Source organism: Lachnospiraceae bacterium JLR.KK008 (assembly GCA_037015955.1).
GTDB lineage: Bacteria > Bacillota > Clostridia > Lachnospirales > Lachnospiraceae > VSOB01.
In genome coordinates, this window is sequence record CP143548.1 from 2,846,772 (window position 1) to 2,867,132 (window position 20,361).

A 20,361-nucleotide genomic window follows, 5' to 3' on the forward strand; every position below is an offset into this window, starting at 1 on the left:
ATCTCATCTGTTCATTCAAAATCTCCTTCTGTCAACTCCACATCTTCCAACATACGCTCGAACACTTCCGCCACAGCGGAAAGTTCTGTCTCTTCCGTAACTATCTCATATATACTTTCCTGGTCTTCCGGTACGGACACATCGCTCAGAATGAGTGCATCTCCGTCTCCTTCTTCTGTATCTGTAACTAATATATATGTTTTACCGGCTATCGTGGTCTGTTCCAGTACATAAAATGCTACCGGCGCCTCTCCTTCCGGACGAAAAACGATTTTTTCCAAATGACTTCTCCCTACTGTTTATCTGTATCCGCACATTTACAACGGTCTAAATATCCCTGTAAAATAAATACGGCCGCGATCTCATCCACATATTCTTTTCTGCGCTCTCTGCGGATACCCGCCTCGATCATTGCCTGATTGGCGGCCACCGTCGTCAGACGCTCGTCCCACATAATGACAGGCAGACCAGTCCTTCTCTCCAGCCTGTCCTTAAAAGCGAGCGATTTTTCCGCCCGTTCTCCTATCGTATCGTTCATATTTTTTGGAAAGCCAAGTATGATCGTGTCGACTTCATACGCCACAATCAGCTCTTCAATTCTCGCTAAAGTCCGGCGCAGCTTATCTTCCCGCTGACGCCGGACAATCTCTATCCCCTGAGCCGTAATCTGCAGAGGATCGCTGACAGCGACCCCTACCGTCTTAGCCCCGTAGTCCAATCCCATGATTCTCATCTGCATTTACTTCCAATGATTCGCGTTGATATATTCTTTCAGCATCTCTTCCACCAGCTCGTCCCGTTCCACTTTCATAATCAGGCTTCTGGCATTTTTATGACTGGTAATATAGGTAGGATCCCCTGACATGATGTACCCTACGATCTGATTGACAGGATTATACCCCTTTTCAGTCAACGCTTCGTATACTGTCGATAATACGATCTTAACCCCGTTCTCCGGTTCGATTTCCACATTAAAAAATTGCGTATTTCCTAAATCCTGCATTCCTGTCACTTCCTCTTTCTTCCTGTCGCATCCTCGTTTGCTATCTGTTTTCCTGCCGTTATCGACTGGCAAACTATCTCATTATATGGGATAGTATACTCTATTCATCTGAAAAATTCAAGAATCACTGTGCCAGAACTGTATTTCCGTCTAAAAATCCGCAGAGCTGTTTGCGCACAAGCCGGTTTGACAAATCGTCCTCTGTCTCAAATGCCGTCCTGAGATACTCCCCGGTATGCCCTACCATATAGTTTCTGCCGTCTATCGTTATGGATTCCTCAAACAGGATCTCCATTTCTTTTCCCAAAAACCGTTCTCTGTATGTATGCGACTGCCGCTGTGCCAGATCCAGCAGCACATCGCTGCGCTGTGCTTTGATCGTGTCCGAAACCTGATCTGTCATCTGCGCAGCCCGCGTACCCTGTCGCTTCGAATATTTAAACACATGCATCTCATAAAAGCCAATCTTCTCCAGAAAAGCCTTCGTCTCCAGAAATTCTTCTTCCGTCTCGCCCGGAAATCCTACGATCACATCGGTTGTGATCGCCGGATCTTTATATACCTCCCGCAATACCTGCACTTTATCATAGTATTCACTGGCCAGATAATGCCTATTCATTCTTTTTAACGTAGCGTCACACCCGCTCTGCAAAGAGAGATGAAAATGAGGACATACTTTCGGAAAGGCTTTCAGTCCTTCTGCAAATCCCCGTGTTATGATCCGCGGCTCCAGCGAGCCGAGCCTGATCCGGCGCAGTCCCCCGATCTCATGCAGTCTCCCGATCAGATGAAGAAGAGCTTCCTCTCTGTAAACCCGGTCCGCACTATCATTGCTGACCGCCTGTCTGCTCATGAAATCCATCCCATAAGAGCTGATATGAATTCCTGTGATCACAATCTCCTGATAGCCCGCTTCCGCCAGCCCCTTCGCCTCACATACAATATCTTCCTCACTGCGGCTTCTTACTCTTCCTCTCGCAAAGGGAATGATACAATAAGAACAGAACTGATTACATCCATCCTGTATTTTCAGATAAGCCCGCGTATGCTCCGCCGTGTGTTCCAGCTTCATTTCCTCATACGGAACCGGTTTCCGTAAATCGGAAATCGTCGTCTCATGCAGCGTCTTATCCGGCCTGCCTTCCCTGTGCTGGCGCAAATATTCTTCAAGAATCGGGATCAGTTCTTTCTTCTTATTATTGCCGATCGCCAGGTCAATACAATCGTCCTTTTCTATCGTCTCTTTCCCGGTCTGCACATAGCATCCGACGGCAATCACTATCGCCTGCGGGTTTTGCTTTTTAGCCCGGTGAAGCATCTGACGGCTCTTTCTGTCCGCAATATTTGTCACTGTGCATGTATTGATCAGATAAATATCCGCCCGCGAATCGAAGGGGACGATCTCATATCCCTTCTCACATAACATCTGCCTCATCACATCCATTTCATAGGCATTTACTTTACATCCGAGATTGTGCAGCGCTACTTTTATCATAACTTCCCTTTCTGTTTTTTGTATGCTTTTATTATTGACTTTTCCGTTGTTTACCATTAGTATAAAAGTAACCACAGATTGCTCAAAAGGAGGTTATCCCAATGAAAACAGTACAGATTTCTTTAAATTCCATTGATAAGGTAAAGTCTTTCGTCAACGACATCACACGATTTGACTATGACTTTGATCTGGTATCCGGCCGCTATGTCATTGATGCAAAATCTATCATGGGTATTTTCAGTCTCGATCTTTCCAAACCAATCGATCTGAACATTCACGCAGAAGACGATGTGGAAGAAGTATTGGACGTATTAAAGCCTTATATCATTTAATTCATAACATACATATATATTTCCTGACTGACAGGATAAACGGTGTATCACAGTGGCTCGATACACCGCTTTTTTATTGTAAAAGTTCCTGCGCGCCTTCTTTATTCTTCCAGCATTTTACGGTACTCATCGACGATGGCCACACCCTGACTGGTACCAATACGGTCCGCGCCCGCCTCTATCATCGCGAGCGCCTGCTGCGCTGTGCGTATCCCTCCAGCCGCCTTGATTCTGATAGCGTCGCCCACACACTTTTTCATCAGACGCACATCCTCCACCGTGGCACCACCTGTCCCAAACCCGGTGGACGTCTTGATAAAGTCCGGCTTTACCCGCAGTGCGATCTCGCACAGATGGCACTTCTCCTCGTCCGTCAGATAGCAGTTTTCAAAAATAACTTTGCAAGGGATATCCTTCTCATGGCAGGCTTCGGTAATGCGCCGCATCTCTTCTTCCACATAGTCCCAGTTTCCACTCCTGACCGCCGAGACGTTGACAACATAATCGACTTCCCCGGCGCCTTTGTCAATAATATCACGGGTCTCAAATACCTTTGTCTCTATCGTACACTGTCCGAGCGGAAAACTGACCGCAGCATCGCAGAGCACACCAGTACCCTCCAGCAATTTCCTGCAGAGCACCACCGGGGCATTGTTGATGGCCACGGTCTTGAAATGATATTCCGCAGCCTTCCTGCAATGAGCGCGCAGATCATCCTCTGTCGCTTCAGGCTTCAGCAGCGTCTGATCGATCATGTTTGCCAGCTCTTCCGCCGTAAGTTTCTCTGTTCTATTCTCCATTTTTTACCCTTTCCATTTCTACTTCCCTGTCTGTATCGCTTCTGTAATCTATAACAGCCCGAAATACGCAAGCGCATTGTATATGCCATCCTGTTCAATGTCGTCCGTCACATAATCGGCTGTCGCCTTTACCTCCTCGATGGCATTGCCCATGGCAACGCCAATCCCTGCCAGTTCCAGCATCGAAATGTCATTTTCTCCGTCCCCGAACGCCATGACTTCATCGGCAGTAATCCCCATCGCCGTATAGATGGCACGGATTCCCTGTTCCTTGCCTGCCTCCCCGGCGATCAGATCCACGACTTCCTCACCCCAGCGGGTAATCCGACAGCCTGGCAGCACCTCCAAAAGCTCCGCTTCCTCCTGCTGCGTAATAAAAGGAATCGCCTGATACACCTTCCGTTCTTCTATTTTTATACTGTCCAGGTCTTTCACCGGTGGCACTGCCGTACCGATCTTCTCCTGCTCTTTGCGCATTCGCTCGTCTATCAGATTGCAGTACATCTCATCTTTTTCCAGAAATACGCAGCTTCGGCCTTTTCTCTCCAGAAATTCTTTCAGTGCCTTCAGCTGTGCCCCCGGAATATGGTTTTCCCAGATCACCTGTCCGCCCAGTTCACACAGTTGTCCGTTCATCCAGACCGCTCCGTCAAAGACGAGATCCGAGATAAGATTCTCCTGTTCCGTCTCCATTACATGCCGCCCGGTAGATAAGACGACCGAGATTCCCTGCGCTTTCAGACGCCGCAGCGCCGTCTTCGTGCTCTCCGGAATTGTGTGACTGCCTATGGCCGCCAATGTCCCGTCTATATCAAAGAATACGGCTTTGATCTCCCTTGCGCCCCGGCGCACGAGCGCCGGAATCTCATCCAGAGAATCAATATGCAGTTGCGCCTTGCCCTGATCAAAGGGAAACCGGCTGTCGCGCAGCGCTGCCACGGTAGCTCCCGCCGCCGTACCCGCCTCAATTCCATAATCAGAGTCTTCGATCACCAGGCATTCTTCCGGGGTACTTCCCAGCTGCTCCATCGTACAGAAATAGATCTCCGGATTGGGCTTGCTTTCGCGGAACTGATAACCGCTGACTACAACGTCAAAGTATTCCTTCAGTCCGCACTCGCGCAATACCTGCTCGATTGTCTCGCCGCTGCTGGAAGAGGCCAGCGCCAGCTTCAGCCCCATTTCTTTTAATGTCCTGAGCAGTTCCGGCACCTGAGAACGCATAATGTCAGGATAGTGCACCTTACAGTTGCCAAATATATCATTGATCTGCTTTAAAAAATCGGGATCGGACGCATCTCTGTGCGTGAGATTGGCGAGAAAGAGCTTATCTTCCGTACCATTCATTCCCGCCATCGGATAAAAGTCCTCCCGTTTTACCCATGGATAAAGCGGCAAGAGTCCCTGATAGATGCACTCCTGATAGACCGGCTCACTGTCGATCAATACTCCATCCATGTCAAAAATTACAGATCGAATTATCATGTTACACTTCCTCCTGTTTAAATTCCGTCGCCGTCACCATCCTCATCTCCATTATCTTCGAGATCAAGCACAAATTTATTGATACCGTCACGACCGCTTGTCATCATCTCCTCTGCCAGAGCGTCCACATCCTCCGCTCCTTCTTCCATCACATTGCGCATCGCCAGATCAAGGAGAAGCGGCGCATTCGTTCCGGAAATGACACGTACCTTCGGGTTGGAAACACTGATCGTTACCGCACTGTTATAAGGGGTGCCTCCTGCCAGATCGCACAAAATAAGCGTACAGTCACAATCCGCATATTTGTCCACCGCCGCTTTGATCTGATCCTTCAGCTCTTCCAGCCCCAGCCCTTCCGTAAAATCAATGGCTGTCAGCTCTACGCCATCGCCGGCAATCATTTTCACATTTTTCTCCAGTCCGCTTGCAAACCCGCCATGTCCTGTTACAATAATACCGATCATATTCCTTTCCTCCTATCGATTGTATACATCAAATTCAAATTTATGTCCCTGTCCGTCGTAATACTCTTCACAATAATCCGCCGGTCTGTCATGCTGGTCAAACGCCAGATTTTCCACATACATGACCGGAGTGCCCTTCCACCGGTCCAGCAATGCCGCAATCTCCACACTTGCCGTCTGCGCCATCAGCGCCCGGCGTGTCCTGATGATCTGAATCTTATATTCCGTGTGCAGCACTTCATAGAGAGAGCGGCTGTTCAGATCATAATGATCCAGATCTTTCACGATCCGGTCCGGAATCCAGTTTCCCAGATAAACGTATGGCCTGTTGTTGACGCTCCGCAGCCGGCACATATGCCAGCATATATCTCCGTCTTCCAGTTTCAGATTTTCATAAACCTTTGCGTCATACGTTATCGTCTCCAGTTTTAAAAGCCGCGTCATAGGTTCCAGCCCGTGTTTACGCATCTCTTCAGAAAAATCAAAGCTGGTATTCATAAGGCTGTCCCGCACATCCGGCAGTTTCACAAAGCTGCCTCTGCCACGGGAACGGCTCACATACCCGCTCTCGATCAGTCGCGAATATGCCTGTCTTGCCACCGGTCTGGAGATGGAAAACGCATGGCAGATTTCTTCCTCCGTAGGCATCTTTGACCCCATCGGCAGTCTTCCGCTCACAATCGCATCCATCAGCCCCTGTCTCAACTGCTCATAGAGGGGAACCGGACTGGACTTATCAATCTGAATCTCTTTCAGATCCATTTACATTTCCTCCAAAATCTCATGTTCTAATACTTTTACTCATAGAGAAACGCTCCTTTTGTCATACAGTTTCTGGCAGCGGTCTCCGCCCCTGCCTTCAGCGCACACTGTAATGCGTCCGCCTCCATACGTCTGCCTTTTTTCCACCCTTTGTTCAAGAGCGCACATACAAAAGCTGCGAGAAAAGAGTCTCCTGCCCCCATTGTATCATTTGGAGTCACTTCGTCAACCGTTCCATGCAAAATAATGTCTCCGTCAGACAAAAGCTGCCCCTTTGCTCCCACAGTCGCCAGTACATGGACGACTCCTCTATCGTGTAATGGCCTGCACATCTGTGCAAACGCCTCATCCGTCATCTCGCTGCAGGAAAACATAGCCAGGTCCATCTGATGACAAATCTGATCATAATACTCTTCTGTCCTATACTTTTCCTTTTCCCCGAAATCAAACACGAACACCGGCGAAAGCTCTTCCACTGCGGCAAGCTGCTCCGGTATCTTGGCATTACAGCTCGTCACAATCGCATCTGCGCTCTCCAGATAAGCATATTCGTCTGCCGTCAGCCGGATTGGTCCCACCCATGTCTCGCCGGTCATCACTTCCACAAATGTCCGTTCTCCATCCAGCACATCATAGATGCAGACTTTGGTCGTCTTCCCGTCGAGCAGCCGGCACCGGCTGTAGTCGACATCATGCCTGCCCATCGCCCGGCAGATCATTTTCGCCGCCTCATCCGTGCCAAGTGTACCCAGATAGTGGGCATCTGCACCCATATGCGCCGCATGCACGGCCACATTTACTGCATTCCCACCCGGATACCGTTCTCCGGTATTGCGATAAAAATCTATGGAATTATCTCCAAGTGCAATCAATCTCATTGTCAATAACTCTCTTTCCGATAATACCTCCGAATATCAAGCGAATGTCCGGTGATCACTTCTATGTTTTTGCTGATTCTCTGCAAGACGGCCGCCATCACCACCGGGGACAGATATTTGCGGAACTGCGGACTGATGCCCGGCAGATCATAGTCAGCACAGTCAAAACAGGTCAATTTTGAAGTGTGCTGCTGTGCGAATTGTTTCACCCGCTCATCCATCGCTCTCGTCGGCCCCTCTGTGAGCAACAGCGTCATGCACACATCGTCCTCCAGCAGTTCCAGTGTCCCATGGAAGAACTCCGGCGAGGATACCGACTTCGTGCGAATCCACTGGCTCTCCTCCAATACGCACATCGAATACGAATACGCTGTCGGCCACAAGTCTCCGGAACCAACCCAGATATTGTACGGTTCTTCGCAGTAATCGGCCGCATACTTGCGGCAGGTCTCATCCGCCTGTTTGCGGACCTGTGCGAGCGCAGAACCGAGGTTTTTCAGTTCATCGGCAAAACGGGGATATTCCTCAAAACATCCACTGTGCCACATCAGTCTCCCGATCAGCAGATAAAAGACGAGCTCCTGCGGACGTCCCTCGCCGTATACGATTGTATCATCCGACAGCTCTTCCAGCAGGGAATGATCTTTTCCCACTACGGAGACAAGCCGTACGCCCCGTTCTTTCAGCCACTTTGCCGCCTCCACCGTTTCCTGGGTATCTCCGGACTTTGACGTCAGAAATGCCACACTCCTGTCTGTGACCCGGTTGCTGCAACCAAGCACCAGCTCGGCAGACAGCATATTCTCTACGGGCAGCCCGCTGTCATGCCTGAGATAAAAAGCGAAGGGGTCCATCATCGCCTGGGAACCGCCGCTGGAAGTAAACAGCAGCAGATCGAACCCCGTTTCCCAGATGGAGTCTGCGATCGCTTCTATCCGCGCTCTCTGACTGTAAATCTTTTCATTATTAGCGATTATCTGTTCTTCATTGAAATTAACCATCTTCATCATTGCCATCCTCTGCCAAATACTTCTTTTTGAAAAAAGGCGGCTCAGACAATCAGTCAAATACCAATTTGCCAAGCCGCCATTTTAAGTCTGTTGCTAACTAAAATAAATACAATTACATAATGCCAAGAACGGACATGATCATGGAGAATATGATAACAAGAATGATCAGCTTCATCGTATTGACATTCTTTTTCTTAAACAGCCAGTAAAGAGCAAACACAAAGCCCAGTGGCAGCAAGTTCGGAATGATGGAATCAAAAATACCCTGAACCGATACGTTACCGACTACAACCAGATCTTCCGCAAATGCACAGCTTACATACGAAGGAATCAGTCCGCCGACAACCATAACGCCGAGAATCCCTGCAGCCTTTGTCAGCGCAGCCGCATTGTCACCGATAAACTGTACGGCATTGACACCAACTTTGTAACCAAGACGTCCGAAGAAGATACGGGACAACGCGCCAAAGATCCATAGAAGGATAAAGAGGATCGGTCCCAGCACAGACCCCTGTGTTGCCAGAGAACAGCAGACAGCCGCCGTAATCGGCATTGCCGTGTACCAGAAAATAGCATCTCCAAGACCTGCCAGAGGTCCGAAGAGACCTGTCTTAATACTCTTGATCAGGTCACGCTCCTGTCCTGACTCCTCCATCGATACAACGAGACCGTTGAGGAAAGTCGCGCAGTGCGGCTCCGTGTTGATGAAGTCCATGTTGTTCTTCATCGCTTCCGAAATCTCTTTTTTATCATCGCCATAGATCTTTTTGAAGCAATCAGTCATTGCCCAGCAAAAACCCGGCGCCTGCATACGTTCAAAGCTGAAGCAGGACTGTTCGAAAAGAGACATTAAACTCATTCTGTCAATATCTTTTTTTGTCACTTTATTTCTAGATGCCATCTTCTTCCCCTCCTTCTTCGAAGCCAGTCTTCAGAGAAGACAGTTTGTTGATCTGTCTGTCGCGAGAGAAACCGATCCATGCAAGGCAGCCTGCGATAATAGCGACCGGCAGGATGTTTGCACAGTTGGTGATTACGATGATAACAAAACCAAGGAGCAGATAAGCCACGTTCTCCAGCTTGAGCATAACGACAAGCAGAAGTGCAAGACCTACTGCAGGCATCAGACCGCCGGCAACCTCAAATCCATGTACCAGCCATGCCGGGAACGCATTGACAAATGCTGCGATACCGTCCTGGAATGCGTAGGTTGCAAGGAAGGCTGCGATCGCAAAAAATGAAGCATACAGGAACATTGCTCCCACAACGATCTTGCCCATTTTCTTTCCGTCCGCTTCTTCACAGGCTTTGTCCAGTGCCGGAAGGAAACCCGCATAAAATGTGTTTGTACCAATACCGATCCACTGACCAACCAGCGCAAACGTAACAGCCAGACCAAGTGTCGTACTTACGTCCTGTCCGGTCGTATAAGCCAGAACCGTCGTCATCAGACCGGCAAACAGCGGATCAGGCGGCACGGTGCCTCCTACGGTGAGCAGTCCCAGATAGGAAAGCTCTGCAACGGCGCCTGCCTGCAGACCAAGCTGTACATCTCCCAGTACAAGACCGGTCAGAAACGCCACAACCAGCGGGCGGAACCACATAAACGCTTCCAGATGCTTGTCGCAGGCACAGATGAATACAACGACTGCGATCAATAATCCCTGAATAAGTGTGATTTGCATTGATTCTTTCTCCCTTCTTATGTAATCTGTGTGAAGTTGTTATATTCTGCTTATGCAGAACGGGTTCTATTTTTCGAAATCCTTTCTGGGATCTCCCGGTGCGATCTGAATGTACACTTCCGTGCCCGCATTGCGGACTGCCCGTAAATCTTCCAGATCTTTATCATCCACATATACATGTGCATCGTTGCTCACTACCTTGCCCGGTCCAACGTGCATATTTCCGATACAGAGCTTATCGACAGGCACGCCCCCCTCCACAAGTGTACGCGCGCTCTGCGGATCACGTACGACCAGAAAGATCTTCTGGCTTTCAGAGGCCTTGTGGATTACATCAATCGTCTTCTGCAAAGTAAAAAAACGGATTCCGCATCCTGCATTCTGTGCAGTTGCCTTCATCAAAGTCTGTTGAATCGGATCCGCTGCTGCCGCATCATCTGCAACTACGATCAGATTACACCCAAGTGCCCCTGCCCAGCTGCATCCTACCTGACCGTGGACGAGTCGATTGTCAATACGTGTCAGCAAAATGTTCGGCATAATTATAACCCCCTTTTAATAAATTTTTTAGAATTTTGTAATGACATTATATCAATAGTGTGGTATATTGTCAATATAAAACAAAGTTTTTTGTTCTGAAAAATGTGCTTATTGTACAAAAAAAATTATTCGAAGGAGCGAGAAAAAATGGAAACAAACACCAAAAAGACAATGATGAACTATATCAACGACTGTCCTGCATATATCCGCAGGAACGTCGCACAGAGCGCGGAGCTCACCAAACCACTTGTCGACGAATATGTAAACGGCGGATATAAAAATGTCTGGATCGTGGCCTGCGGTTCTTCCTCTAACAGCTGCTGGTGTGCCAGACAGTTTGTGCGCCGACATTTACAGTGCGAAGTTAAAGTCGTCAATCCGTTTACCTTCGTAAACAGCGAGAACGATTTTACGGAAAATGATATGATTGTTACTGTATCACAGAGCGGCTACAGTACCAACTCCATCGACGCCCTGAAACTGATCCGCGAGAGGGGCCGTCGCACCATCGGTCTGACCGGGGATCTGAACAGCGATTTCCAGCAGTATTGCGACGTGATGGCAGACTATGGCGTAGGCCGTGAGACCGTCGGCTATGTGACCCGCGGTGTGACAACACTCGCTCTCTTTTTTATGCTCTTCGCCGTGGAGGCAGCGCTCCGTCTCGGAATCAAGACACAGGAAGAAGCCGATGCAGTCAAAGCACAGCTCCTGTCCGCAGCAGACTGCAACGAAGAAGTACAGAAAACATGGCCCGCTTTCATGGAGAAACATTATCAGTCCCTCTCATCCATGCATCAGGCCTATATGTGCGGCGTAGGCGCCAACCTTGGAACCGCCATGGAAGGCGCACTGAAATTTGGAGAGACGATCAGTATCCCCACCGCGGCTTATGAGACAGAAGAATACATACACGGTCCCAATATCCAGATGAATCCAAGCTACACCGTATTTCTTATTGATGGCGGCGAGGGCAGCGAACGGACATATGAAATTTTCAAAGGCACCCGCATCGTGACTCCACATGTTTTCCTGATTACAAACAATGCGTCCTATCAGGGCGACAACGTATTTTATGTATCTGCAGATGTCCTGCCGGAGATCACACCGCTTTGCTTCCTCCCGGCATTCCAGATGGCCGCTTATCAGATCACGGACGATCTGTCCCGCTGGAACAAGCATCCGCTGCAGGTAAAGATGGAGAAAACAGTATCCTCCAAATCCGCGAACTATGTCAACAGTCCATTCAAGGAAGATACACCCGGAAGAGAATAAGGAGGGCGGAATATGAATCTTTGTGTCGTCGGCAATGGAAATATCGTAAAAAGATTTTTGAGCGATGTGCAGGAGATAGACGGCGTAACGGTCGAAGCGATCTGTGTGAGGCAGGCAAGTCTCTCCAAAGGCACTGCATTGGCAGAGACTTATCACATCGGCCGGATCGTCACAGATTATTCTGAAATCCTCTCGGAGACTGCCATCGATACCGTTTACATCGGCATCGCCAATCATATGCACTACTGCTATGTCCGAGAGGCTCTGGATGCGGGAAAGCATGTGATCTGCGAAAAACCTTTTACCGTCGATCTGCAGCAGGCACAGGAACTTGCAGACCTTGCCAGAAAGAAAAATCTTTTTCTGTGGGAGGCCTGCAAGATCCCTTATTCCCAGACATACCGAACGCTCCGGGAAAACCTGCCCGCTATCGGCACCCCGCGGATCGTCCGCTGCAATTATTCCCGAAAATCGAGCCGCTATGTCGAGTATCAGCAGGGTAGTGTCCATGCGGCCTTTGACCCGGAGAAAGCCGGCGGCAGCCTCTATGACATCAATGTATACAATCTGCATCTGACGACGCTGTTATTTGGCGCTCCGAAAGATATTCATTACTATGCCAACTCCGGCCCCAACGGCATCGACATTTCCGGCACTGCGGTGCTGGAATACGACGGCTTTCATGCCATATGTACCGGAGCCAAGGACTCGACCAGTCCAAGCGGCGCTTTCATTCAGGGAGAAGACGGGTATCTGCGCATTCAGGGACCTGTCAGCTCCGCGTCCTCCGTCTGGCTGTCCGACAACGGCCAGGAACGCTGTCTGATCGAAATGACAGACAGCGGACGCCTGACAGATGAGGTTCGGGCATTCGAAGAGCAGTACCGCACAGATGACCGGGCAGCCTGCTATCAGGCGCTCGAACACAGCCTGCTTATCATGCGGCTGCTGGAAAAATGTAAAGGATAAGATCACAGAATTATATTAATACAAACAACAGGACTGCCACAGATGACCGGCTGTATGCCATTCATCCGCGGCAGTCCTGTTTTATCTGTCCGGCAAACGCTGTTTTCAGTCCAAGCGGGCACGGTACGGAATTACTTCTGCTCTACGACAAGGAGTTCCTCCGTCTCCAGCGCTGTCCGCACGAGTTCGTCGATCCCTTCCTCCAGATTACGCTCATGCTTTTTGATCACACCCAGATTCGGCTTTGTCACCGGATGTTTGGCTACGAAGATTGTGCAGCAGTCCTCATAAGGGAGGATCGATGTCTCATACGTGCCTATCTTTTCGGAGATCTCCACGATCTCCTGCTTGTCCATCCCGATCAGCGGACGGTATACCGGAAGCTCACACACTTCATTCGTGACAGCCAGCGCGTGCATTGTCTGGGAAGCGACCTGTCCGATACTCTCACCGGTGATCAGGCCCAGACATTCTGTGTCTTTTGCCAGTTTTTCCGCAATCCGCATCATATAGCGGCGCATAATAATCGTCAGCTCATCATGCGGACACTTCTCGTAGATAGCCAGCTGAATATCCGTAAAATTAATAATGTGCAGATAGACCGGTCCCGCATACGCCGACACCTGCCTCGCCAGATCGACGACCTTCTGCTTTGCCCGTTCGCTCGTATAGGGCGGCGCGTGAAAATAGACCGCGTCGATCTTTACGCCTCTCTTGGCGATCATATACCCTGCCACCGGAGAATCAATGCCGCCGGACAGAAGCAGCATTCCTTTGCCGCCTGTGCCCACCGGCATCCCTCCGGGACCGGGTATGATTGCCGAATAGAGATATATCTTCTCTCTGATCTCAATATTCAACAGGATGTCAGGATCGTGGACGTCTACCTTCATCTCCGGAAATGCGTCCAGCAGCACACCGCCGATCTCCCGGTTAATTTCCATGGAATCCATCGGGTAATTCTTTCTTGCCCTTCTGGCAGCTACTTTAAACGTCCGGTCTCTCTGCGGATAGGCCTTGCCAATATAGGAGACCACATCTGCACAAAGCTGCTCAAAGCCCTGATCCTCCAGGACGACGACCGGACAGATACCGGAGATGCCAAAGACCATCTGCAGCCGCGCCGCGGCCTCGTCGAAGTCAAATTCTGACAGCGCATCTACATAGATCCTTCCCTGCGTCTTGTGCACTGCGAACGCTCCCTCGCATTTTTTCAGCGCATATTTGATCTGACGCACGAGTGCATCTTCAAACAGATAACGGTTTTTCCCTTTCACACCAATTTCCGCGTATTTGATCAAAAATGAGGTATACATATCCTTCTCCTGTTCTTACCCTTAGTGTCTCGTATATTTGCGAAGCATTGGTACGATTTCATACAATGCCTGCAATGTATCATCAATCTCCTGCTGCGTCGTAAATACGGAGAGGCTGAAGCGCAGTGTGGAATCCAGCAAATCTCTCTCCAGACCGATCGCCCGCAGCGTATCCGACGGTTTGGGTGCCTTATTCGATGCGCAGGCGCTGCCCGCAGACACGTAAATTCCCTTTTCCTCCAATGCGTGAAGCAGCACTTCACTGCGGATGCCGCGGAAAGAAACACTGATCACATGAGGCGCTCCTGCCTCTCCCGCAGCACTGTTGATCCTGACGTCCGGAATGCGCATCACACCCTGCATAAAGCACTCCCGCAGCTCATACATCGCCGCCCGCTCTTCCTCCAGATTTTCATAGATCAGTTCCACTGCTTTTCCCAGGCCTGCAATCCCGGGCACATTTTCCGTACCGGAACGCATCCCTTTCTGCTGCCCTCCTCCGTATATAATCGGATTAATCTTGATCTTTTCATTGACATACAGAAATCCGATCCCCTTCGGTCCATGTATCTTATGCGCACTCACCGACAGCAAGTCGATATTCATCTTTTTCGGATAGATTCTGAACTTTCCATAACCCTGTACCGCGTCCACATGAAATACGATGCGTGGATTAATGCTTTTAATCAGCGCGCCCGCCTCTGCGATCGGCTGAATGGAACCAATCTCATTGTTTGTGTGCATGATCGACACAAGTATCGTATCTCTCCGTATCGCGCACCGCAAATCTTCCAGACGGATAACACCATGATAATCCACCGGCAGATACGTCACATGAAAGCCCTGACTCTCCAGAAAGTGCATCGTCTGCAAGACGGCAGGATGTTCGATACAGGTCGTAATCAAATGACAGCCCGCCCTTCTGTTGGCCATGGCAGTCCCGATCAGGGCCAGATTGTCAGATTCGGTACCGCCGGATGTAAAAAAGATCTCTTTCTCATTCACTTTCAGATTGCCGGCGATAACCTCTTTTGCATATCGGACATACCGCTCCCCCTCCACACCTTTCATGTGCATACTGGAAGGATTGCCATAGTCTTCTACCATCACTTTGCTTACGATCTCAGCCACAGCCCCGTAGCTTTTGGTCGTAGCGGAATTATCCAGATATATTTCCATATGATCAGACACTCCATTCATCTATCTATAACTATACTATGCTTCCTCTTCCAGTTGATACATTATCCACGCAAGCATCGTAAGCCCTGCCGTCTCCGTCCGCAAAATGCGTTTTCCCATCGTGACCGGCTCGATCCCTGCCGCCCGCGCCGTCTCTATCTCACTGTCCTCAAAACCGCCTTCCGGGCCGATGAAAACCGCCACACGCTGATCCCTGATAATCTGACTGATCAGTGTTTTCGTCCTGCCCATCCCCTCCGCCAGCTCATAGGGGATCAGTTTGCACTCCATATCCCGGGCATATGCGGCTGCCTCCTTCATCGTCATCACGGAGGCGATCTCCGGAACGATCCGTCTCTTGCTCTGTTTGGCGGCTGCCTCTGCAATCCCCTGCCATCTTGCCAGTCTGCTCTTTGCCTTCTTTTCGTCAAGTTTTACAACCGATCGTCTCGCGGCCACCGGTATGATCTGAAAAACCCCCAGTTCCACTGCCTTCTGCACGATCAGATCCATCTTGTCCCCCTTGGGCAGACCTTGAAACAGATAGACTCTCGATGGCAGTTCCAGTCCGTCTTCTTTGACAAACAACAGCGTACAGATCACGGCCTCCGCAGTCATCTCCCTGATCTGACAGCGGTATTCCTTTCCGTCTGTCCCGTTGCTGACCGCGAGCTCCTCTCCCGGCTTCATGCGCAGCACATTTTTGATGTGATTGACATCCCCTCCGGTGATGCAGATCGTTTTCCCGCTGATCTGTTCCGGTTTCACAAAAAACTGATACATATTTCTCCTGATCAATGCTCAAATGTCCATTTGTCCGGACAGACACAGAGCCGTTCTATTTGTCGGTTTTCTTTCTCGCTGTCACGCACACCCATTCTCCCTGCGCAGTCACTTCCAGCAGTTCCAGCCCTGCCTCCTTCACCGCACGGACGACAGTCTCCTCTTTATCATCGATGATCCCGGACGCAATATAAATACCACCCGGCGCCAGATGTTGTACAGCGACCGGTGTCAACGGCACGAGCACATCCGCAAGAATATTAGCCACTACAATCGTATAACAGCCATATCCGATCTTGTCACGCACTTCCTGCTGCGTGATCAGATTACCGATCGTCAGCTCAAAGCAATCCGGCGATATGCCGTTTGCCTCCATATTCTCTCTCACCGCATCAACCGCACAGGGATCAAGATCCGTGCCCTTTGCCTCTCTGATCCCATACAGCAGAGAGACAATCGACAAAATGCCGCTTCCCGTCCCCACATCCAGAAGCCTCGTCTCCGGCGTAATATATTTGCGCAGCTGCCTGATGCACAGCTGCGTCGTCTCATGCATTCCCGTGCCAAAAGCAGTCCCGGGATCGATATGCAGTACTTTGCGCCCCTGTTCTCCCGGCGCCGCTTCTTCCCATGAGGGAATTACAAGCAGATCGTCTATATAGAACTGGTGAAAATACTGCTTCCAGTTATTGATCCAATCGATGTCTTCCGTTTCATCCACCGTGACCACACCTGTGCCTATCTCCATAAAACCGCGCAGTGTTTCCAGCTCCTCCTCCACCTTACGCAATATGACATCTGTGTCGGTATCCTCTCCCTTGTATTTGACTTTACCGTCTCCCGACTCCTCCACAAAAAAACTCAGCCAGGCAATGCCGTCATCTTCCGGGCCGTCCGGCAGGATGTCCACAAACATCTGCGCTTTCTCACTGTCCGTCAAAGGCACCTTATCTTCGATCTGCGCGCCTTCCAGACCGATGTCATAGAGCGCACTGATGATCATATCCTCAGCCTCCGTGACCGTCTCTATCTTAAATTTCTTCCACTTCATCTTTCACACCTCGATATTTTCTGAATCCGGTAGGGACATTATAGCAAATGCACCTTCGATAATCAACCGCCTGTTTCCAGCCAAATCCGGCAAAATGCGACGACGGACGAGTTCCCCCTGCCAGTCCTGCTACATATGATAACACAAACGCAGATGAGGATAGTTCTATGTATTTTTGTTTTGGAATATTTCTGGTATTCTGTATCATCTTTTTTGTTCTTTGCCACTGGCGCAAAAAACATATCATTCAAAAGATCTGCTGTATGGATATATGTGAGAAAGTACACATTCTGGACGATGTGCTCCGTCCTTTCGGTTTTTCCTATTGCATGGGACCGGACATCATCACCTCACGCACAGATGCCTGGCAGCGTGAGTTCGGATATTGTGCTGCATTTGACAAGTCTGCGCCGTATTTTGGTATGGTATTCGACTGCGAACCTGTCTATTTTGATTACCAGGGCCAAACCTGGCTCATCGAATTCTGGAAAGGCCAGTACGGTATCAACACGGGAAGCGAGATTGGCATCTATCATGCGGATCACATCGTAAACCCGCAGCAGTACGACCGCACACTGTTTCACAGCATCTCCGACAGTCAGATGATGAATCTCTCTATGGAGCTGTTTTATAAAGGCAAGGCCTTATTCTGCATCCGCAAGACACATTGGTGGCTGACCGGTTTCTGTGTCGGACATTTCTGCGAACCGGGCAATCTGACAATGAAAGTTTCCGTCACGTTCCCCAATGCTTATATGATGCAGGCCTTTGTGGACAGTCTTGTGCATACCGGCTATGGAGACTGCGCAATATTTATCTGTGGTCTCACCGTCTCTTTCACCTTCGCAGTTCCCTGCACAAGGCAATGTCACTGCCGGCTGCTCTGCCGGCTGACACAGTGGAGAAACCGCTTTTTCTGCTGGCTGTACCGATTGATCACACGTCCTTTTGTCTGCACGCTTGACAGGCTGCTCTATCTGTATTTCTTCCTCCCTGCCTGCTTCCGCCGCATCATCCGCTGTCGCAGGCACAGAAAGCAGAAATGTCCGCATTGTTGTAAGAAGAAACAGATCGAAGTTTCCCATACGAGGAGAACACCGTCATGACCATGACCTTTTCCCCTTTTACTGATGCCCGGATTTCCCGCGCATTCGACAATGCGCTGCGGCTGCCGCTGACACAGTGTTCCAAATACGTGCTTTTCAGCGACTGCCATCGGGGAACCGGCACAGCCAACGACAACTTTCTGAAGAACGAATATCTCTATCTGGCAGCCCTCAATTATTATTATCGCAGAGGATTTACCTATCTCGAACTGGGCGACGGCGACGAACTGTGGGAGAACCGCTCCATCCGCAAGATCAAGGAAGTCCACATGCAGGCTTTCGAAATACTGTCCCGCTATTATACCCATGGCCGGATGTATGCCATCTACGGAAACCACGACCATATCAAACATTTGTCCCGCTTCCGTCAGAAACATTTCCAGGCATTTTATTGTGACCAGACATTACAGCAGCGTCCTCTCTTTCCCGGCATTGTCTTTTATCCCGGTATCATTTTGCAGGACGAAATGCACCAGAAAGATATTTTTCTCACACACGGGCATCAGGCAGACGCTCTGAACAGCACGTTCTGGCCACTTTCCCGTTTTCTCGTGCGCTATGTATGGAGACCTCTGGAAAAGCTAGGCATTCCGGATCCCACAAGCGCTGCCAAAAACAATACCAAAAAGAAAAAATCAGAGCAGCGTCTCATGAGATGGGCCATCTCCCGCAGCAATCTCCTGGTGACCGGTCACACCCACCATCCGATGATCGGAACCCGCCAGTCTCCCTATTGTAATACCGGGAGCTGTGTCCATCCTTCCGGTATCACCTGTATTGAGATCGAGAGACGCTGCCTGACACTCGTGAAATGGAGCACACAGGCACGGACCGATCTCCTGCTGCAGGCGGCCCGCGAACCGCTGGGCGACACAGTGTGCATAAATGAATACACCTGAAAGTCTACAGGAAACCCCGGGAGACTCTCCGTATCATCATGAAAAATATCAGACAGGACCGCTTCCACAGCCCTGCCTGATATTTTTATGTATCTTATTTCTTCAACGGCTTTTTCATCTTTCCGCTCGCGGTCACTCCGTTCGCACTGTTGACCTCATCCATCCACTGCTCTTTCCACTGAAGGAAAGCCTTCGCCTCTTCTGCCTGCACGATATTAAGCGGATGGTATCTGTCGTCATTGAGATTTTCCTCAAACACGGTGAGCGAGAGGATCTCATTGCAGTTTCTGTCATAGAGTTCCACCCAGCAGTTTCCCTTTTTGGAATTCACGATCCCGACATCCTTTTTTTCAATACAATAGGGACTGGAATAGCTGATGTCTCCCCCTTCACAGGACAGCGGAATCACCCACAGTCTGTCTGCATTGAACGCCAGTCCATAGTACCAATACTGCGTTGTCCTCCGTTTCCCCTGATACGTAGTCCATTCCCAGCATCCGTAGGCCCGCGTGTAGCTCCCGATTTCCGGCACTGCCCTCTCCAGAATGCCCCACAATGCCGCGCGGTCCTCACCGGTCTGCGCCTTACCACGGTTGACCTTATCACGGATCAGTACATAGATTGTCGCCACAACAAACACGATAATCGTTCCGATAACCGCCTGTTTCGTTGTCACCCCTCCTGATAACAGCATGTTCTCCGCCTCCTTTTTAATAACTCATATATGCTCTGTTAAACTCTTTTTTCGCATTTGTCACGTAAGTGACGTCAAACACCTTCCGGTCCGTATCCATCAATATCCTGCGGAAAAATCCTCCATAGGTAAAGTCACGCCATCTGGCACTGCCAAGCTCTGACCACAGATATGTTCGTTTACGATAGACGATTCCATATTCATAAAAAGCAAGATATTCCCTCAGATGGATCAGGGGAAACAAGCCAAAGGCAATGGTGAGTATCAGATTGACAAAGATCGTACTCATCTCAGGCGGCACCTCATTCCAGCGCCGGATGGCCGCAATCCCTCCGAAATTCATAATATCCAGCGCAATACAAAACGCCATCCGCCACATCGCCTGAAACGCGATTTTGCCCATATCCGCGGGACACTCCGCCAGCTTTTGTCCGAGCCCCTCTTCCGTCTCCATAACATTTCGCCCCCTTTGCTGATTGATCAAAGTTATTATAATCCGTTTTGGGCATGAATACAATTCCCAATCATCATTCTTTGCTGCCTTCCTGATCGGGCGGTATAGCGTTTTTCTCTTCCGCCCGCCGCGCGGGGCGCACGCCGCCTTGCGGCTCCTTCCTCTGTGCGCCCCTGCGCAT

The 20,361-nt window shown here is 49.9% G+C and carries 25 protein-coding genes; 5 read left to right on the forward strand and 20 right to left on the reverse strand.

Translation table 11 applies throughout. The features are described 5' to 3' along the window. Positions 1–11: 11 nt before the first annotated feature. The 4 genes from V1224_14015 to mtaB form a co-directional block, all read right to left on the reverse strand. Positions 12–281: a DUF1292 domain-containing protein gene (locus tag V1224_14015; GenBank protein ID WWR15573.1), complete on the reverse strand. Its 270-nt coding sequence runs from the start codon at positions 279–281 to the stop codon at positions 12–14. Between the two features lie 11 nt (positions 282–292). Next, the gene (ruvX, locus tag V1224_14020; protein ID WWR15574.1) at positions 293–733 is read right to left on the reverse strand and encodes a Holliday junction resolvase RuvX; all 441 of its coding nucleotides are present in this window, start codon (positions 731–733) and stop codon (positions 293–295) included. Positions 734–739: 6 nt separating this feature from the next. Further along, positions 740–1,003 carry an IreB family regulatory phosphoprotein gene (locus V1224_14025; GenBank protein ID WWR15575.1) on the reverse strand — a complete coding sequence of 88 codons (264 nt, stop codon included), beginning with the start codon at positions 1,001–1,003 and terminating at the stop codon, positions 740–742. A gap of 124 nt (positions 1,004–1,127) precedes the next feature. Beyond that, on the reverse strand, positions 1,128–2,498 hold the full coding sequence (mtaB, locus tag V1224_14030; protein WWR15576.1) for a tRNA (N(6)-L-threonylcarbamoyladenosine(37)-C(2))-methylthiotransferase MtaB: 1,371 nt from the start codon (positions 2,496–2,498) through the stop codon (positions 1,128–1,130). 101 nt (positions 2,499–2,599) lie between these two features. On the opposite strand from mtaB, the gene V1224_14035 reads away from it, so the two are divergent. Beyond that, positions 2,600–2,830 (forward strand): HPr family phosphocarrier protein, encoded by a 231-nt coding sequence (locus tag V1224_14035; GenBank protein WWR15577.1) that lies wholly within the window; start codon positions 2,600–2,602, stop codon positions 2,828–2,830. Positions 2,831–2,931: 101 nt separating this feature from the next. On the opposite strand, the gene deoC is transcribed toward V1224_14035, so the two are convergent. The 9 genes from deoC to agaB all read right to left on the reverse strand — a co-directional run bounded on the left by deoC (position 2,932) and on the right by agaB (position 10,454). Further along, positions 2,932–3,630 carry a deoxyribose-phosphate aldolase gene (deoC, locus tag V1224_14040; GenBank protein WWR15578.1) on the reverse strand — a complete coding sequence of 233 codons (699 nt, stop codon included), beginning with the start codon at positions 3,628–3,630 and terminating at the stop codon, positions 2,932–2,934. Between the two features lie 48 nt (positions 3,631–3,678). Continuing rightward, positions 3,679–5,115 carry a Cof-type HAD-IIB family hydrolase gene (locus tag V1224_14045; protein WWR15579.1) on the reverse strand — a complete coding sequence of 479 codons (1,437 nt, stop codon included), beginning with the start codon at positions 5,113–5,115 and terminating at the stop codon, positions 3,679–3,681. A gap of 17 nt (positions 5,116–5,132) precedes the next feature. Continuing rightward, positions 5,133–5,579: a PTS sugar transporter subunit IIA gene (locus V1224_14050; protein ID WWR15580.1), complete on the reverse strand. Its 447-nt coding sequence runs from the start codon at positions 5,577–5,579 to the stop codon at positions 5,133–5,135. A gap of 12 nt (positions 5,580–5,591) precedes the next feature. Further along, a complete protein-coding gene (locus V1224_14055; protein WWR15581.1) occupies positions 5,592–6,341 on the reverse strand; it encodes a GntR family transcriptional regulator in 750 nt (249 codons plus the stop codon). A 35-nt stretch (positions 6,342–6,376) separates the two neighbouring features. Continuing rightward, positions 6,377–7,219, reverse strand: coding sequence for a PfkB family carbohydrate kinase (locus V1224_14060; GenBank protein ID WWR15582.1), 843 nt, complete (start codon positions 7,217–7,219; stop codon positions 6,377–6,379). 2 nt (positions 7,220–7,221) lie between these two features. Continuing rightward, positions 7,222–8,229, reverse strand: a complete 1,008-nt coding sequence (locus tag V1224_14065; protein ID WWR15583.1) for an SIS domain-containing protein — start codon at positions 8,227–8,229, stop codon at positions 7,222–7,224. A 112-nt stretch (positions 8,230–8,341) separates the two neighbouring features. Next, a complete protein-coding gene (locus V1224_14070; protein ID WWR15584.1) occupies positions 8,342–9,130 on the reverse strand; it encodes a PTS system mannose/fructose/sorbose family transporter subunit IID in 789 nt (262 codons plus the stop codon). Beyond that, positions 9,120–9,914 (reverse strand): PTS sugar transporter subunit IIC, encoded by a 795-nt coding sequence (locus V1224_14075; GenBank protein WWR15585.1) that lies wholly within the window; start codon positions 9,912–9,914, stop codon positions 9,120–9,122. Before V1224_14075 ends, V1224_14070 begins: the two co-directional genes overlap by 11 nt. 66 nt (positions 9,915–9,980) lie before the next feature. Then, positions 9,981–10,454 carry a PTS galactosamine transporter subunit IIB gene (gene agaB, locus V1224_14080; protein WWR15586.1) on the reverse strand — a complete coding sequence of 158 codons (474 nt, stop codon included), beginning with the start codon at positions 10,452–10,454 and terminating at the stop codon, positions 9,981–9,983. Positions 10,455–10,601: 147 nt separating this feature from the next. On the opposite strand from agaB, the gene V1224_14085 reads away from it, so the two are divergent. Further along, the gene (locus V1224_14085) at positions 10,602–11,729 is read left to right on the forward strand and encodes an SIS domain-containing protein (GenBank protein WWR15587.1); all 1,128 of its coding nucleotides are present in this window, start codon (positions 10,602–10,604) and stop codon (positions 11,727–11,729) included. 12 nt (positions 11,730–11,741) lie between these two features. Continuing rightward, on the forward strand, positions 11,742–12,698 hold the full coding sequence (locus tag V1224_14090) for a Gfo/Idh/MocA family oxidoreductase (GenBank protein WWR15588.1): 957 nt from the start codon (positions 11,742–11,744) through the stop codon (positions 12,696–12,698). A gap of 131 nt (positions 12,699–12,829) precedes the next feature. Here V1224_14090 and thiI read toward each other — a convergent pair whose 3' ends face one another. The 5 genes from thiI to V1224_14115 are packed head-to-tail and all read right to left on the reverse strand — an operon-like array spanning position 12,830 to position 17,172. Further along, a complete protein-coding gene (thiI, locus tag V1224_14095; protein ID WWR15589.1) occupies positions 12,830–14,014 on the reverse strand; it encodes a tRNA uracil 4-sulfurtransferase ThiI in 1,185 nt (394 codons plus the stop codon). Between the two features lie 21 nt (positions 14,015–14,035). Beyond that, positions 14,036–15,193, reverse strand: a complete 1,158-nt coding sequence (locus tag V1224_14100; GenBank protein WWR15590.1) for a cysteine desulfurase family protein — start codon at positions 15,191–15,193, stop codon at positions 14,036–14,038. A gap of 36 nt (positions 15,194–15,229) precedes the next feature. Next, entirely contained in the window at positions 15,230–15,976 is a 747-nt protein-coding gene (locus V1224_14105; GenBank protein WWR15591.1) for a 16S rRNA (uracil(1498)-N(3))-methyltransferase, read from the reverse strand. Between the two features lie 55 nt (positions 15,977–16,031). After that, positions 16,032–17,027, reverse strand: a complete 996-nt coding sequence (gene prmA / locus V1224_14110) for a 50S ribosomal protein L11 methyltransferase (protein ID WWR15592.1) — start codon at positions 17,025–17,027, stop codon at positions 16,032–16,034. Then, positions 17,008–17,172, reverse strand: coding sequence for a hypothetical protein (locus V1224_14115; protein WWR15593.1), 165 nt, complete (start codon positions 17,170–17,172; stop codon positions 17,008–17,010). Before V1224_14115 ends, prmA begins: the two co-directional genes overlap by 20 nt. Before the next feature lie 118 nt (positions 17,173–17,290). On the opposite strand from V1224_14115, the gene V1224_14120 reads away from it, so the two are divergent. Together V1224_14120 and V1224_14125 are read left to right on the forward strand one after the other, a co-directional pair. Next, a complete protein-coding gene (locus V1224_14120) occupies positions 17,291–18,133 on the forward strand; it encodes a DUF4474 domain-containing protein (protein ID WWR15594.1) in 843 nt (280 codons plus the stop codon). Then, entirely contained in the window at positions 18,130–19,032 is a 903-nt protein-coding gene (locus tag V1224_14125) for a metallophosphoesterase (GenBank protein WWR15595.1), read from the forward strand. Before V1224_14120 ends, V1224_14125 begins: the two co-directional genes overlap by 4 nt. Before the next feature lie 94 nt (positions 19,033–19,126). On the opposite strand, the gene V1224_14130 is transcribed toward V1224_14125, so the two are convergent. Together V1224_14130 and V1224_14135 are read right to left on the reverse strand one after the other, a co-directional pair. Next, complete coding sequence (locus tag V1224_14130; GenBank protein WWR15596.1) at positions 19,127–19,726, reverse strand: hypothetical protein; 600 nt, start codon at positions 19,724–19,726, stop codon at positions 19,127–19,129. Between the two features lie 16 nt (positions 19,727–19,742). Next, positions 19,743–20,180, reverse strand: coding sequence for a hypothetical protein (locus tag V1224_14135; protein ID WWR15597.1), 438 nt, complete (start codon positions 20,178–20,180; stop codon positions 19,743–19,745). Positions 20,181–20,361 lie beyond the last annotated feature (181 nt).